Source organism: Patulibacter sp. NPDC049589 (assembly GCF_040675535.1).
Lineage (GTDB): Bacteria > Actinomycetota > Thermoleophilia > Solirubrobacterales > Solirubrobacteraceae > Patulibacter.
Window position 1 is genome coordinate 37,864 of record NZ_JBFAPC010000002.1, and the last position, 15,009, is coordinate 52,872.

General features: G+C 70.4%; 10 protein-coding genes, 1 other RNA gene and 1 pseudogene. 8 read left to right on the forward strand and 4 right to left on the reverse strand.

Annotation, left to right across the window (positions count from 1 at the left end):
- Positions 1-121: 121 nt before the first annotated feature.
- The 4 genes and pseudogenes from AB0L40_RS00540 to AB0L40_RS00555 all read left to right on the forward strand — a co-directional run.
- Positions 122-1,372, forward strand: coding sequence for a S41 family peptidase (locus AB0L40_RS00540; RefSeq protein WP_364347602.1), 1,251 nt, complete (start codon positions 122-124; stop codon positions 1,370-1,372).
- Positions 1,369-3,567, forward strand: a complete 2,199-nt coding sequence (locus tag AB0L40_RS00545; protein WP_364347605.1) for an RNB domain-containing ribonuclease — start codon at positions 1,369-1,371, stop codon at positions 3,565-3,567. The genes AB0L40_RS00540 and AB0L40_RS00545 overlap by 4 nt, the downstream gene beginning before the upstream one ends.
- A 94-nt stretch (positions 3,568-3,661) precedes the next feature.
- Positions 3,662-4,141: an SsrA-binding protein SmpB gene (gene smpB / locus AB0L40_RS00550; protein WP_364347608.1), complete on the forward strand. Its 480-nt coding sequence runs from the start codon at positions 3,662-3,664 to the stop codon at positions 4,139-4,141.
- Positions 4,142-4,247: 106 nt separating this feature from the next.
- Positions 4,248-4,922 (forward strand): annotated as a pseudogene (locus AB0L40_RS00555) (NAD(P)-binding domain-containing protein); the annotation flags it as partial.
- Here the strand turns inward: AB0L40_RS00555 and AB0L40_RS00560 are convergent.
- Complete coding sequence (locus tag AB0L40_RS00560) at positions 4,919-6,727, reverse strand: M3 family oligoendopeptidase (protein WP_364347611.1); 1,809 nt, start codon at positions 6,725-6,727, stop codon at positions 4,919-4,921. The pseudogene AB0L40_RS00555 and the gene AB0L40_RS00560 sit on opposite strands and share 4 nt — an antisense overlap.
- Positions 6,728-6,761: 34 nt before the next feature.
- Between AB0L40_RS00560 and AB0L40_RS00565 the strand changes: the two genes are divergently transcribed.
- The 4 genes from AB0L40_RS00565 (at position 6,762) to AB0L40_RS00580 (ending at position 9,711) form a co-directional block, all read left to right on the forward strand.
- The gene (locus AB0L40_RS00565) at positions 6,762-7,487 is read left to right on the forward strand and encodes a GNAT family N-acetyltransferase (RefSeq protein WP_364347614.1); all 726 of its coding nucleotides are present in this window, start codon (positions 6,762-6,764) and stop codon (positions 7,485-7,487) included.
- The gene (locus AB0L40_RS00570) at positions 7,484-8,695 is read left to right on the forward strand and encodes an AI-2E family transporter (protein ID WP_364347617.1); all 1,212 of its coding nucleotides are present in this window, start codon (positions 7,484-7,486) and stop codon (positions 8,693-8,695) included. The genes AB0L40_RS00565 and AB0L40_RS00570 overlap by 4 nt, the downstream gene beginning before the upstream one ends.
- 143 nt (positions 8,696-8,838) lie before the next feature.
- Positions 8,839-9,206: a transfer-messenger RNA gene (gene ssrA / locus AB0L40_RS00575) on the forward strand.
- A gap of 46 nt (positions 9,207-9,252) precedes the next feature.
- The gene (locus tag AB0L40_RS00580; protein WP_364347620.1) at positions 9,253-9,711 is read left to right on the forward strand and encodes a hypothetical protein; all 459 of its coding nucleotides are present in this window, start codon (positions 9,253-9,255) and stop codon (positions 9,709-9,711) included.
- Between the two features lie 244 nt (positions 9,712-9,955).
- Here AB0L40_RS00580 and AB0L40_RS00585 read toward each other — a convergent pair whose 3' ends face one another.
- From AB0L40_RS00585 to AB0L40_RS00595, 3 genes are all read right to left on the reverse strand, one after another.
- Complete coding sequence (locus tag AB0L40_RS00585; RefSeq protein ID WP_364347623.1) at positions 9,956-10,405, reverse strand: hypothetical protein; 450 nt, start codon at positions 10,403-10,405, stop codon at positions 9,956-9,958.
- A gap of 97 nt (positions 10,406-10,502) precedes the next feature.
- The gene (locus AB0L40_RS00590) at positions 10,503-12,677 is read right to left on the reverse strand and encodes a hypothetical protein (RefSeq protein ID WP_364347626.1); all 2,175 of its coding nucleotides are present in this window, start codon (positions 12,675-12,677) and stop codon (positions 10,503-10,505) included.
- 59 nt (positions 12,678-12,736) lie between these two features.
- Positions 12,737-14,941 (reverse strand): hypothetical protein, encoded by a 2,205-nt coding sequence (locus AB0L40_RS00595; protein WP_364347628.1) that lies wholly within the window; start codon positions 14,939-14,941, stop codon positions 12,737-12,739.
- Positions 14,942-15,009: the final 68 nt, after the last annotated feature.

Here is a 15,009-nt window from a genome sequence, read left to right on the forward strand (position 1 = left end):
GCCCTGTGCGGCCCCGCCCCTCGGTCGTTCCGGGGTCTCGGGAGGGTCGCGGACGAGGCCGCGGGGACCCCGCTGTGTGGGCCTTGACACGCGCATTACACCGGCTCGGCATGCTGTGCGTGTGTCATCTGCTTCCGCCCGCATCATCCGGGTCGCCCTCGGGGTGCTCGCCGCCTTCGTGGTGTTCGCCGCGATCTTCGTCCTCGGCGCCTACACCGGCGGCCGCCATCCCCAGAAGCTGCCCGGCTTCGTCCGCGGCTGGGTGGTCGACGACAAGGGCCCCGGCGCCATCAACGAGGCGCTCGGCGTCATCCGCGACCAGTACTACAAGGACCCCGGGGACGCCGAGCTCCGCGACGACGCGATCGACGGCATGGTCAAGGGCCTCGACGACCGCTTCTCGTCCTACCTGAACCCGAAGTCCTACACGCAGTTCAAGCAGAGCCAGGACAACAGCTTCGACGGCATCGGCGTCGTCGTCTCCCAGGACGCGCGCGGCCTGCTGATCGTCAAGGTCTACCCGGACTCCCCGGCCAAGGCCGCGGGCCTGAAGGCCGGCGACCTGATCACCGTCGCCGGGGGCAAGACGCTCAAGGGCCTGACGTCCGAGCGCGCGTCGGCGAACGTCCGCGGCCCGGCGGGCACGTCGGTGAAGCTCCAGGTCGTCCGCAAGAAGGGCAAGAAGGAGCGGACGCTCGACATCACGTCGCAGCGCAAGCCGGTGAAGATCCCGATCGTCGACTCGGCGATGCGGACCGAGGACGGCGAGAAGATCGCCGTCGTCCGCCTGGCGCAGTTCACGAACGACTCGGCGCTGCAGGTCGGCCAGGCGTTCCTCAAGCTCCAGGACCGCGGCGCCAAGCGCTTCGTCCTCGACCTCCGCGCCAACCCGGGCGGCCTCGTCAACGAGGCGCAGAACCTCGCGAGCCTCTTCCTGAAGGGCGGCAACGTCGTCACGCTGAAGGGCCGCACCGTCGGCACCACGCCGTACGACGCGGGCGACAAGCCGGCGTTCCCGAAGGTCCCGCTCGTCGTCCTCGTCGACCGCGGGTCGGCGTCGGCGGCGGAGATCGTCACCGGCGCGCTGCAGGACCGGGGGCGCGCGACGATCGTCGGCACGCGGACGTTCGGCAAGGGCGTCTTCCAGCGGGTCGAGCCGCTGGCCAGCGGCGGCGCGCTCGACATCACCGCCGGGCAGTTCTTCACCCCCGACGGCCGCAACCTCGGGGACAAGAAGACGCAGTCGGGCAACGGCACCGCCCCGGGCAAGGGCCTCGCGCCGGACATCACGGCGAAGGACGACCCCAAGACGCCGAACAAGGACGAGGGGCTCGATGCCGCGCTGCGCGAGGCTGCGAAGCTGAAGCAGTGAGCGGCAAGCGGCAGGGTCCGAAGGGGCGGAGCAAGGGACGGGGTCCCGGACCGAGCTCCAAGCGCCCGGCCGCCCCGCGCCCCGCGAGCAAGCGCCACGCGGGCGGGGAGCCGACGCCCCCCAACCGCGCGGCGCGGCGGGCCGCCCTGCAGCGCGAGGCGCGCGTCCCGACCGCGGAGGAGCGCGGCACGCCGGAGCGCACCCGCAACGGTCAGCCGGCGCTGCCCCGCGACGTCTGGCGGGACGAGTCGCACGTCGCCCCGGTCGTGGGCGTCCTGCGGCGCCGCGGCAAGGTCTTCGTCGCCGAGCCGCTGTTCCCCGACGGCGGCCGGCCCTCGCGGACGGTCACCGTCGAGAAGGGGGCCCGCGAGCTCGGCGAGGGCCGGATCGCCCTGTTCGCGCCCGCGGGCGGCGGACGGCGCTCCCGAGGCCACCGGGTGGTCCGCGAGATCGGCTCCCCGGACGTGGCCCGCGACGTCCTCGAGGCGCTGCTGCTGGACCGCGGCCTGCCGCGCCGGGTGGCCCGCGAGGTCGGCATGGAGGCCGAGGGCGTCGCCGGCGAGCTGGGCCCGGCCGCCCGTTGGGACGCCGGACCGCCCGCGCCGCCGCGCCGCGACCTGCGGACGCTGCCGACCTTCACGATCGACCCTTCCACGGCCCAGGACTTCGACGACGCGATCAGCGCCGTGGCGGGGGACGACCCCGACGGGCCGGCCGGGACCGTCACGAACGGTCGGGAAGGTCGGGAAGCGGGATCCGGGGATCCTGGGGCGGGGTCGCGCGGCACCTCCGTGGCGGGCACCGGCGGCACGGCCGACGGTCCACCGATCCCGTCGGACGGGGTGCGGGTCTGGGTCCACATCGCCGACGTCGCGGCGTTCGTGCGGCCCGGCGGCGCGATCGACGGCGACGCGCGCTGGCGCGGCACCAGCGTCTACGTCCCCGGGACCGTCGAGCCGATGCTGCCGCCCGCGCTCTCCAACGACGCGTGCTCGCTCGTCCCGGGCGTCGACCGGCTCGCGGTGACCGTCCAGCTCGACCTCCGCGGCGGGACGGTCCTGCGCGCCGAGGTCTTCCGCTCCGTCATCCGCTCCGACGCCCGCCTGACCTACGAGCAGGTCGACCGCGTCTTCGGCGGCCAGGAACGCGCCGAGGACCCCTGGGGCCGGCCGCTGGACGTGGCCCGCCGGGTCGCCCTCGCCCTGCAGGACCGACGCGAGCAGACGACCAACGCCCTGGAGCTCGACACCGGGGAGCCCCAGTTCACGTTCGACGACGCCGGCCACCCGACGGGCATCGTCGTCGAGCACGCGACCGAGTCGCACCGCCTGATCGAGCACCTGATGGTCACCGCCAACGAACAGGTGGCAAAGCTGCTGACCGAGTCGCGGACGCCGACGCTGCACCGCGTCCACGGGCTCCCGGAGCCGTCGTCGGTCGAGACGCTCGTCGAGCAGCTCGCGTCGCTCGGGATCACCCTGCCGTCGTCGCTCTGGGCGGGGGACGGCGGGGCGCGCGGGATCGCGTCGAAGGAGGACGCCTCCGCCGCCGTCGCGGAGCTCTCGCGCCGCGTCGACGCGCACGTGCGGAAGACCGGCCACGGCCGGGCGGGCCTGTCGTTCCTCGTGCTGCGGTCGCTCCAGCAGGCGCGCTACGAGCCCAAGGGGCTCGGCCACGCCGGCCTCGGGCTGCGGCACTACTGCCACTTCACGTCGCCGATCCGCCGCTATCCCGACCTGATCTCCCACCGGGCCGTGCTGTCGCTCGTCGGCGCGGGGGAGGACGCCCCGGCGGGCTCCTCCAGCCGCCTCGAGGAGCTCGGAATCTGGTGCTCCGCCACGGAGCGCGAGGCGATGCAGATCGAGCGGAACGCGGACGCCATCACGCGCGCCTTCCTGCTGCACCGCATCCTCTTCGAGCGCGGCTGGGACGCGGTCTTCCAGGGCGAGGTCTCCGGGCTCTCCGGTGGCGGCGCGTTCGTCCGCTTCGGCGGCGCGGGGCTGCCGGACGAGGCGTTCGAGGGCTTCCTGCCGGTCCGGCGGCTGCAGGACGACTGGTGGGACCTCGGCGAGCTCGGGACGATCCTCGCGGGCTCGCGGTCCGGCGCCACGATCAAGGTCGGCGACCCGGTCGAGGTGTCGGTCGAGCGCGTGGAGCCCGAGCGCGGCCGCGTGTCGCTGATCGCCGTCGGCTGACCGTCCGGCCGTCGAGGATCGAACCCGGTGGCGCGGACGCCGTGTCGCAGGCGAGCGACGGGGCGGGGGACCCCGGCGGTACGCTCGCTGGTTCATGGCGAAGGGCAAGAAGAAGAAGCCCTCGGAGGGCGACTACGGCTACAACCGGCAGGCGCGCTTCCGGTACGAGCTGCTCGACCGGCTGGAGTGCGGGATCGTCCTGACCGGCACCGAGGTCAAGTCGCTGCGCACCCACGGCTGCATGATGGGCGACGCCTACGTCGACGTCCGCCGCGAGGAGCTCTGGATCCAGAACCTCCGGATCGAGCCCTACGCCCCGGCCGCGCTGAACAACCACCTGCCGGACAAGCCGCGCAAGCTGCTCGCCCACCGGCGGGAGATCGACCGCCTGCTCGGCCAGACGACGACCAACGGCCTGACCCTCGTTCCGACGCGGATCTACCCGAAGGACCGCCGGATCAAGGTCGAGATCGCCCTGGCCCGCGGCAAGAACGTCGCCGACAAGCGCCAGGACATGAAGGAGCGGGACATGAACCGCGAGATGCAGCGGGCGCTGCGGGAGCGGAGTCGGTAGCGGGCCCCGACCCGAGCCTCTCGCGTACGGGGCCGCCTCGGACTGCGGCGAGGCTCGGCCCACCCGCTGGGGCGCAAGATCGCCGAGCGCCGCGAGGTGCACGCCCCGGTCCGATAAGACCAGGTCCATGAAGATCGGAATCATCGGAGCCGGCAACATCGGCGGGAACCTCGCACGCAGGCTCGGGCCGCTCGGCCACGAGGTGCGGATCGCGAACTCGCGCGGCCCGGAGACGCTGCCGGAGCTCGCGGCCGTCGACGGCGTGACGCCCGTGCTCGCCGCGGAGGCCGCCGAGGGGGCCGAGCTCGTGATCGTCACGATCCCGCTCGTCAACGTCGCGCAGCTGCCGGGCGACATCCTCGACGCGGCCGCGCCCGGCGCGGTCGTGATCGACACGAACAACTACTACCCGCAGCAGCGCGACGGTCGGATCGCGGCCATCGAGGACGGGCAGACGGAGAGCCAGTACGTCGCCGAGCAGCTGGGCCGCCCGGTCGTCAAGGTCTTCAACGGCGTCTACTCCCAGCGGATCCTCGACGTCGGCGAGCCGGACGGCCCGCGCTTCGCGATCCCGGTCGCGGGCGACGACCCGGAGGCGAAGGTCGCGGTCTCGGCGATCGTCGCCGAACTCGGCTTCGAGCCGGTCGACGCCGGCGAGCTCGACGAGTCCTGGCGCCAGCAGCCCGGCTCCCCGAGCTACGGCCTGCAGGCCGACGCGGACGGCCTCCGCGAGGCGCTGGCGTCTGCCTCGCCGGAGCGCACCGCCGAGTGGAAGGCCTAGATCTTCCCGGCGTCGCGAGCGGCCTGCTCGGCCTGGTCGAGCTGGTCGCGGACGAGCGCCAGGCCGCTGCGCCAGAAGCCCTTGTCGGCGAGGTCGAGGCCGGCGATCGCGACGAGGTCCTCCGGGGACTTCGAGCCGCCGGTCCCGAGCAGCTCGAGGTACTTCGGTGCGAAGGACGGGCCCTCCTCGCGGTACTTCCCGTAGACGGACAGCGCCATCAGCTGGCCGTAGGCGTACGCGTAGACGTAGCCGGGGGTGCCGATGAAGTGGGGGACGTAGGACCACCAGGAGCGGTAGCCGTCGGTGATGTCGACGGCGTCGCCGAGCATCGCGGCCTGGCTCTCGTACCAGAGCTCCCCGAAGCGCTCGACGGACAGCTCGCCCTCCTCGCGGCGCGCGGTGTGCACGCCGTGCTCGAAGCGGTTCATGGCGGTCTGGCGGAAGATCGTGGCGATCGAGCCCTCGATCTGCTCGGCCAGCAGGCCGAGGCGCGCCTGGGGCTCCGTCGTCTGCTCGACGAGGCGGTCGAAGACGAGCGTCTCGCCGAAGACCGAGGCGGTCTCCGCCAGCGTCAGCGGCGTGGTCTGCTCGAACGGCCCGCGGCCGCGCGCGAGGTACGCGTGGATGCCGTGGCCGAGCTCGTGGGCGAGCGTCAGCACGTCGCGCCGGCGGCTCGTCCAGTTCAGCAGCACGTACGGGTGGTGGCTGGGCACCGTGTAGGCGCAGAACGCGCCGCCGCGCTTGCCGGGACGGACGGGGGCGTCGATCCAGCCCTCGTTCACGAACTTGCGCGCGACGTCGCCCATCTCCGTCGCGAAGGCGTCGAAGGAGGTGTAGACCATCTCGGTCGATTCCTCCCACGAGAACTCCTGCTCGTCGGCCTGCGACACCGACGCCATGCGGTCGTAGTCGGCGAGCTTGTCCACGCCGAGGATCTGGGCCTTCAGCTTGTACCAGCGCTGCGGCACGTCGTAGGCCTCCTGGACCGCGTCGACGAGCGCCTGGACGGACTCGTCGCTGGCCTCGTTGGCGAGGTTGCGGGACGCGATCCAGCTGGGGAAGGAGCGCAGGCGGTCCTCGACGGCCTTGTCCTGCAGCAGGGTGTTGAAGATGAACGCGCGGGTGCGGAGGCCGGGCTCCAGCGCCTTGGTGACGGCCTCGGCGACCGTCTTGCGGGCCTCGCGGTCCGGGCTCGTGAGCTGGGACAGCGCCACGTCCAGCGGCACGGTCTGCGTCGCCCCGCCCTCGCCCGGCAGCTCCACCTCGATGACCGAGGTCAGCTCGTCGAACAGGCGGTCCCACGCGCCGCGGCTGGAGGACGACTTCTCCGCGAGGATCCGCTCCTCCGGCTCCGACAGCATGTGCGGCTTCTCCTTGCGGACCGTCCGCAGGTGGTGGCGCGCCTTCTCGATGCCGGGCGAGGAGAGGAGCTCCTCGGCGCGCGCGTCGTCCAGGGCGGTCCACTCGAGCTCGAAGAACAGGAGCTTCGTCTGGATGGCCGTGCCCCGCTCCTCGACCGCGGCCAGCAGCGCGCCGTGCTCGGGCTTGGCGGTGTCCTCCGCGAACTTCAGCGACGCGTAGGAGCCGGCGCGGCCCACGAGGTCGGTCAGCTCGACGAGCTCGCCGATCGCGGCGGCGAGGCCGGCGGCGTTGATCTCGGCGACCTTGCCCTGGTAGGCCGACGCGAACTCGTCCGCCTGGGCCTGGGCCTCGTCGAGCAGGCGCAGGACGCCGTCGGGACCCTCGCCGTGGACCAGCGTCTCCAGGTCCCAGGCGACGTCGGTGTGCTCCACGCTCGTGCTCATGCGGGAAGCCTACGAGACCGCTACCGTCGCCGTGATGGAGCCGGACCCCGACGCCGCGTCCGGCGCCGCCCGACGCCCCGGCGCGTTCCCGGGGATCGCCCCGGCGCAGCTGCGCACCGAGCGCCTCCTGCTCCGCGGCTGGCGCCCCGCGGACCGCGAGCCGTTCGCCGCGATGAACGCCGACCCGGACGTGATGCGCTGGATCGCGTCGGGGGTCCTCGACCCCGTCACGAGCGACGCGCTGCGCGCTCGGCTGCGGCGGGAGTGGCTGCGCAGCGGGCGCGGGGTGTGGGCGGTGGAGCGCGGCGAGGACGGGGCGTTCCTCGGCTTCTGCGGCCTGACGGCGCCGGCCTGGGGCGGCCCGCGGTCGGCCACGGGCGACGTCGAGGTCGGCTGGCGCCTGGCCCGCGACGCGTGGGGGTACGGCTACGCCAGCGAGGCGGCCGCCGCGGCCCTCCGGGTCGCCTGGGACGACCTGGGGCTGCAGAGCGCCGTCGCGCTGGTCCATCCCGACAACGAGCGCTCGCTGGGGGTGGGGGAGCGGCTCGGGATGCGCGTGGTCGGCACGACCCGCCACCGGGCGAGCGGCTGGGAGGTCCTCGTCCTGCGCGCGACGCGGCCCGCCGGGCCGCAGGCCCCGGCGTCCGACGGCGCCCGGCCGTCGCAGGGCGCGCCGGATCTCCGGCCGGGGACGGTGGCCCGGGCGGACGACGCGGCCGCAACGGCACCGGCCGACCGGTCCGGGAAGATGTCGGCGTGAGCACCGAGGGACACGGCCCAGGCGGCCCCGGCCATCCGGCGCAGCGGGTCTCCCTCGAGCGCCTGAGCCTCACCGCGCTGCGGCTGGGTGTCATCGGCGTCGTCGGCTACGGGCTGCTGCTCGTCTGGGGCAAGCTCCAGTTCATCCTGCTGCCGTTCTGCGTGGCGGTGCTGCTCGCGGCGCTGCTGACGCCGGTGGCGGCGTTCCTCCACACGAAGCTGCGGTTCCCGCGCTTCCTCTCGGCGATCTCCACCGTGGTGCTGCTGATCGTCGTGGTCGCGGGGCTGCTGACGCTGGTGGCCCCGGACATCGTCAGCCAGGCCGAGGACATCTCCAAGCAGGTGGAGAAGGGCATCAAGCAGCTGCCCAACGTCCTGCACGACCTGGGCCTGAAGGACCAGGACATCCAGAAGTACTCCCGGGACCTGACGAAGAAGCTCCAGGACTCGATCGGCGAGATCGGCGGCCAGCTCGGCAACGGCGTGATCTCGGCCGCGCAGGGCGTCGTCAACGTCGCCGCCAGCATCTTCCTGGCGATCATCATGCTCATCTACCTGTTGATCGACGGGACGGGCTTCTGGCGCGGGTTCCTGCGCTTCGCGCCCGCCGATCGCCGCGTCTCCTGGCACGACGGCGGCCGCCGCGCCTGGACCGCGATCACCCAGTACGTGCGCTCGCAGGTCATCGTCGCGGTGATCGACGGCGTGGGCATCGCCGTCGGCCTGACGATCATCGGGGTCCCGCTCGCGGTGCCGCTGGGCGTCCTGACGTTCGTCGTCGCGTTCATCCCGTACGTCGGCGCGATCGTGGCCGGCCTCGCGGCGATCCTCGTGGCGCTGTCGACGAAGGGCCTCGAGGGCGCCATCGGCGCGCTCGTGGTGGCCCTGGTGGTGCAGCAGATCGAGGGCAACGTCCTGCAGCCGATCCTCATCGGGCGGTCCGTGCGGCTGCACCCGATGACGGTGCTGCTCGGCGTCGGCGCCGGCAGCGCGCTGCTCGGCCTGGCGGGCGCGTTCCTCGCCACGCCGGTGATCGCCGGCGTCGCCGCCGCGGCGGGCTGGCTCGACGACGCCGAGGAGCTGGACGGGCCGATACCGGAGGAGATAGCACCGCCCGAGAGGGACCCCCTGGGGTCCCCGGGCGACGCGGTCGAGGCCCCGGGGGATTCCGAGGAGTTCCCGGCGGCCGGCGGAGAGCAGACGGACTGATGTCGCGGGCCGCCCCTTCGCGCGCCCCCGTTCGGAGCTGAGACGGCCGGCGCCGACGAGGCGCGGTCGGGCCCCGGGGCGGTCGAGCGGCGGGGTGGATCGCGCTACACTGGGACTTCGTCCGCAGGTCGGGCGACACCTCCGGGGGCGACAGGCTTCGACGCGGTCGGTTCGCGGGGGTGATTGCGAGCCGAGGTGGGGGAGGCCTCGTTAAACACCCCCACAACACACACATGCGGACTCTCACGAGTACGCCCTCGCTGCCTAGCACACACTAGGTAGGTGAGGTATCGGGCCCTGTTCGCCGGCGGTGGGGGTTCCCGGTATCAACTCAGCCGGATCACCTTGCGCGGACGCCCTCGTCGCGCCGGGGACACTTCAGGAGGGCTGGCGCTTCGGACGTGGGTCGACGGGACCGACGGAGCGTGAGATCCAGATACGCCGACTACGCTCGTAGACGTCGCCCTTGGCGCGGTCGCGGACGCGGGTTCAACTCCCGCCGTCTCCACCATAGAAGCGAAGTTCGAACCGGCGTCCCCGAAGAAGGGGGCGCCGGTTTGCGTTTCGCGGCCGTTCTCGGCGTTCATGCGACCCAGGACGGCTTCCGGGGTGTTGCGGGCGCGAGTCGGGCTGTCGGAGCCGTCTGGGCGCTGCAAATAGGCGGAGAACGGGGCCTTGAGCGGCGCCCGGCGGACGCGTTCGTTGTCGATCTCGATCCGTTCGAAGTGCGCCTGGTTGAAGAGGCGGCGGACCTGGGCCTTGGCTCGGCAGTAGGCCTGCCGGGCAATGCACTAGTCCCCGACAGCGAGCGCTGGGAGGCGCTCAAGTGCGTCTGGATCTTCTGGGCCAGTGCGCAGCTCACTGACGACCAGGTCGACGCGACCGGCAACGCCTGGGCAATCCAGCTACGGCAGAACGACGAAAGCCGCCTCGGGCGTTCACCCAAGCAGCGCCGGAGAACCCAAGAAGCGCCTGCGGCCACTGGCTGCAGGCGGGTGAGGAGTTCATCGCGTTGATCGACGAGGACGGGTACCGGGTGGCGGACTGGTACCGGGAGCGGGCGTAGTGGCGTTCAAAGGATGCGTCTTCCACAGCATCCAAGGAGAACGAAGCGTGCCGCGGGCGAGGGTCAACGTGCTACACATGGCAGCCCAGCCATGTATGGCTGCTGTTGGCCTGCCAATGGAGGTCGCGTCCTGTGGAGTCAGCAGCGCGAGTCTTGGATCTCGAGACTAGACTGGGGACACGAGTGCCTGTGACTCAGAACACTGGCTTGCAGTCACCGTCCACGACCTTGATCCCATTCGTGCGGTATGTCTTATCCCCCAACTTGTAAGAGACGGACGCGCGCTCTCCCATAAGCGCTTTTGCTTGCTTCGGTTTCAGGTGTACGGGCTTGAGGCCCCAAATAATCCGTCCATAGCTGACGACCGAAGTTGCTGTGTCGAGCTTCATGCGGTAGGTCTTGGATCCGATTGCAAGACGTACGCCGGTGGGTTTGTTGCGCTTTGCCAGCCTCTTCTCATCGGCCAACTTGATACGGGGCTTAACGACGGTGTCGAGGTCGGCGTAGACGCCGGGGCGTCCCAGACAGCCTGATGACTTTGCGCTGGCAGCGACCCAAGCTTTGTACTTGAGCGGCTTGCGCGGCGCCGCGTCAGAGATCGCGACAACACCGAGGCCAACGATCGCTACGATGACGAGCGCCACAAGGCTAACTCGTGCGCTACGGGTGGTTGGTAGTGGATGGGTAAATACGGTCATGATCTGCAACTGGTATGTGGCATTTCCGGAATCTACGCAATACCTACGGTCCGGCGAAGGCTACGGCGCAGTCCTTGAGGTCTTGAACACCAGTGACGGTGTCGATCGCGAGCCCGATAGCTTCCTCGATGGCGGCAAGTCCCCGTGCCAGCTTGAGTGCCGCCGCGCTACTGCTGCCGAGCTTGAGGATGAGCGCATCGAGCACTCTGCGCGAGGATACGACGGTCAGAAGGGCGTCGTTTGGTGAGTGGATGATGGACAGGCTCGTCTTGAGGTCGTCAACGACCTTCGCATCCCTCGTTGTCTTTCCTGGGTATGCGACCTTGCCGATCTGAGCCACGGCCTTGCTGAGCGAGTTCTTCGCCGTCTCGATAGCCGTCACGTACTTCTTCGCCTTGAGAAGCCGGGTGAAGGCGACGGCATCGATTGAAATGTTGAAAATGCACTTCTGTTTGGCGGAGAGCAGTTTCGGGTCGTCCCAAATGTCCCCGGTGAAGATGCAGGCGATCGTCGTACCAGAGACATTGATCCAGCCGGCGTCATCACCGGGGTCGCACGCTTTGCGCGGCGCTCCGGGGTTTGAGCTAGTCGCATACGTGGGGCGCTGAAGGCACAAGGCACTCGAAAGACCCTGACAGTACGGATTGCCGTTGAGTGGGCCTGAGGGGCCCCGGGAGGGGCCTTCAGCGGAGTCCTCGAGTGGCGCCCCAATCGGGTCGGCGCGCACGCCGGACCCTGCTCCGGCAGGCAAGTGCCGCGACACCCAGATGTCTCGCGGGCCCTGCTTTCTGCCGTCCGAGGTTTCCGTCCAACTCCCCGTAGTCCACGCTGTCGTGACGACGTTGTCCGGGGACGCATCGATCGGTTGGCTGCCGGATATAACGAAGTCGCGTTTCGTCATTCCGGCGGGATCTACGAGGCGGGTGACATCCGTGACCTCTCCGGCTCCGGTCGCGATCGCCAGGGCCAGACCGGTGCGTAGCGTCTCGCTGCTGGACGAGTCGATAGCTCCCGTGGAGGCCGTGTAGGAGAAGGCGCAGGAGCCATCGCTAAGTTGGGCGACGCCGCCTGGTTGCGCGTAGGTGAGGCTCTGCGACGAGGCCGGCATCGCGACGCGAGGCTGCGGGAAGCCGGCAGGGTCAAGTCGGTCGATGTAGACACCGTTGGCGTAGAGGCTTCCGATCATTGTCGCGGTGCAGACACGCCCGACGCGATCCACGGTAGTCCTCATATCGAGGTTGTAGAGGGACGATGAGTAGCGGATCGGTGCTGAGACGGTGCCGTCGGGTGCCATGCGTTGGATCTCGCCGAAGGCGTAATCGTTGCTGGCCCCAACGAGCGATCCATCGCCACCGATAGCGAGTTGGGCCGTCTCGCTCCAACTCGGCACGCTGCTGGTGAGGAGATCTGGGCCAGCGATGCCGGCGGCGGAGATTCGGCGAAAATGCGCCACCAGCGACGTTGATTGGGCAGGGATGTTGGCCCAAGCAACACCGACGTTGCCGTCCTCGAGCGCGCGGATCGTCGGCGTGCCGACTATTCCATTCGGGAGGGTGCCAAGCGAGATGTCGTCCAGGCGTTCACCATCGGCGGTCACGCCTGTGGCGTGCAAGCTTGGGTCTTCCGACGAACCCGGATCGACGGAGTTCCACGCGAGCCAGGTTCGGGACGCTCCATCGATGGCGATTGCTGGCGCGGGTCCGTCCACGGTGATGATGCCGCGATTCGTGACGGTCGTCTCGCGCCGCAGCGAGCCGTCGGCACCGATTTGGGCGAGCTTGACGCGCTGGGCGCAGGCACCAGGTTCGCAGCCGGTCGCGGCGGTTTGCCATGAAGCTGAGATGGCACCTCCCGGTCCAACGGCGATCTGTGGCGAACCGCCCAACGACACGGTCGGGAGATCGGGTGATGGGGCGCTGGTTGGCGAATAGCCGCTGTCGAGCTCGATCGGCGCTCGAACGGTGCCGGTCGGTGAGACCGATGAGAGCATCACGCGAATGCGACCGAGAGCCGACGGATCCGCAGACACCGCGACGTACTCGAACCACGCGATCGCTGAGGTGCCATCGGGGCCTGTCGCCACGCGCGGCGCGATCACGCTTGCGTCGCCGACCGGACTGGTCACCGTCGCGATCTTGACTGGCGCGGACCACCGCGGGGCGTCGGCTTGTGCTGCGTGCGAAAAGGCGAGCAGTCCCGCGACGAAGGTCAGCGCCATGACCGGCGTCCGGCGCCATACCCGCTTCGTGATGCTGCGCCGCAGCCGACCTACGTGGTTCACCGGACCGTGACCTTCTTGTTGTTCAGGAGGGTCTTGCTTCCGTAGCGCACGGTCAGGCGGTACGCGCCCTTCTTCTTCGGTGCCGTGAAGCGTGCAGCGTTCGGCTTCGCGCGAACGGTGCCGCGGATCGTCTTGCCCCGCCTGGGCTTCCAGCTGATGGCCAGCTTGGCCTTGTTGGGCACGTTCTTGAGCTTCAGGGTGAGCTTCTTGCCGTGCTTGACGGACTTCGCGGCGAGCTTGGCGCTGGCGACGGGGACGACCTTGACCGGCGGCTTCGTGCCGGGCAGCGGGTTCGACGGCGGAGGGTTGGACGGCGGCGGCGTCGCGGAAGTCGTCGTCGGCGGCGGCGAGGTGTCGGAGGGAAGCGCTTGGACGCTGTAGGTCGTGGATGTGGTGCTGGTGTTGCCCGCAGCGTCGGTGGCGGTGACGGTGAACGTCTTCGTTCCCGGTGTGGTCGTGTCGACGGTCGCGGGGCCGCTGCAGTGTGCGACGGCGCTGCCGTCGGTCTCGTCGTTGCAGGCATAGATGCTCGCGACGGCTTGTCCGGCGGTGAAGACCTGGCCTTGGGCCGGTGTGGTGATGCTGATCGTGGGCGGCGTCGTGTCGAGGGGGATCGGCTCCGTGGCGACGGTGATCGCGGAGGGATCGCGGAGGCCGGTGATGAAGCTGTCCTGGACGGTCGCGCCGTCGGTCGTCGCTCGGCCGATTCGGCCGGCTGCCTCGTCGGTCCAGTAGACGTGGGCGGCGTCAGCGGTCAGCTGGGTGGGGTGAATGCCCGTGACGAGGTCGTCGCGGGTACCGGTGCCGTCGAGGTTGGCGCGGTGGATCGCGTCGACGCCCTTTTCGGTCCAAAAGACGTAGTGGTCGTTGGCGGCGAGGGCTTCGATGCGGTGCCCGGCCGTCAGGAGGCTGTTGCGGACGTCGGTGCCGTCGATGTTCGCGCGGCCGATCTCTCGGTTGTCGCCGTCGGCGCCGCCCCAGAAGAGAAAGCGGTCGGTCGCGGCGAGCGTCGGTGCTTCGCCGCCGCCGTCGGTGCCTACCACCCACCGCGTGGCGCCGGTGCCGTCGAGGTTGGCGCGGTTGATGCCGTAGAAGGACCACCAGAAGACGTGCTTGCCGTCTGTTGCGATGTCCTGGTGGATGTCCTCGGCGATCTCGGGGACCGCCCCGGCGAGCGGGGTCGGGGTGATGAGGTTCGGCGTCAGGTTGCTGCCGTCGGCGTTGAGCCGCCCGATCGCGCCGTACGCTTGGCTCGTTCCCCAGTAGGTCGTGCTGGAGGCCGCGGCCAGGCCACCGGTCTGCTGGAGGACTCCGAGGAAGTGGGGCGTGACGTCGCTGCCGTCGATCGCCATGCGGCCGAGGCCGGTGACGTAGTCGGTCCAGTAGAGGTGTCCGGCGTCCAGGGCGAGCGGACCTCGCGGGCTGGAGCCCGTCGCGGCGAACTGCTGCTGGACGCTCGTGCCGTCGAGGTTGGCGCGAGCGACGGTCCTGCCGTTCTGCCAGTAGAGGTGCGTCGGCGTGGCGCGGATCTCGCCCGGGTTCTGGTCGGCGCCGGTGATGAAGGCGGGCTCGGGGCTGCTGCCGTCGAGGTTGGCGCGGCCGACGGCCGTGGCGCTGGTCCAGTAGAGGTGGTCTCCCTGGATGGCGATGCCACCGATGTTGCTGGGAGTGGTGACGAGGTTGGCGTCGACCTCTCGGGTGGCCAAGGAGATGCGGCTGATCGAGGCGTCGCCGTCGGACTCCGCCCAGTAGAGGTGGTTCGCGGTGACTGCGAGGCTCGTGGGCCAGTACGTGCCGCCGTCGCTTTCGGTGACGAAGTCGTTGTCGACGTCGGTGCCGTCCAGATTGGCGCGACCGATCGAGTGGCGGCTGGCGACGCTCCAATACAGGTGGGTGCCGTCGTTGGTGAGGGAGTAGTACGAGCGGCGCCGTGAGTCGGGGGACAACTCGATGAACCGCCGCTGGACGTTCGTCCCGTCGACGTTGGCGCGGCCGATCGTGCCTGCGGCGCCATCGAGCCAGAACAGGTGCGTCCCGTCCGAGGTGACGGCATCCGGCTGGTAGGCCCCCGTGTCGGCGAACGTGTCGTCGACGTTCGTGCCGTCAGTGTTCGCGCTGCCGATCGTGCCGGCGGCGGCGTCGGACCAGAAGAGCTTCGTCGGCGCGCCATCTGCGGATGCGGCCGGCGGTGAGCCGCCCACCGACACGAACGCGAGAAGGAGTCCGATGACGAGCAGGAGGGACCGGGTACGGACGGGCGCAGGACGGG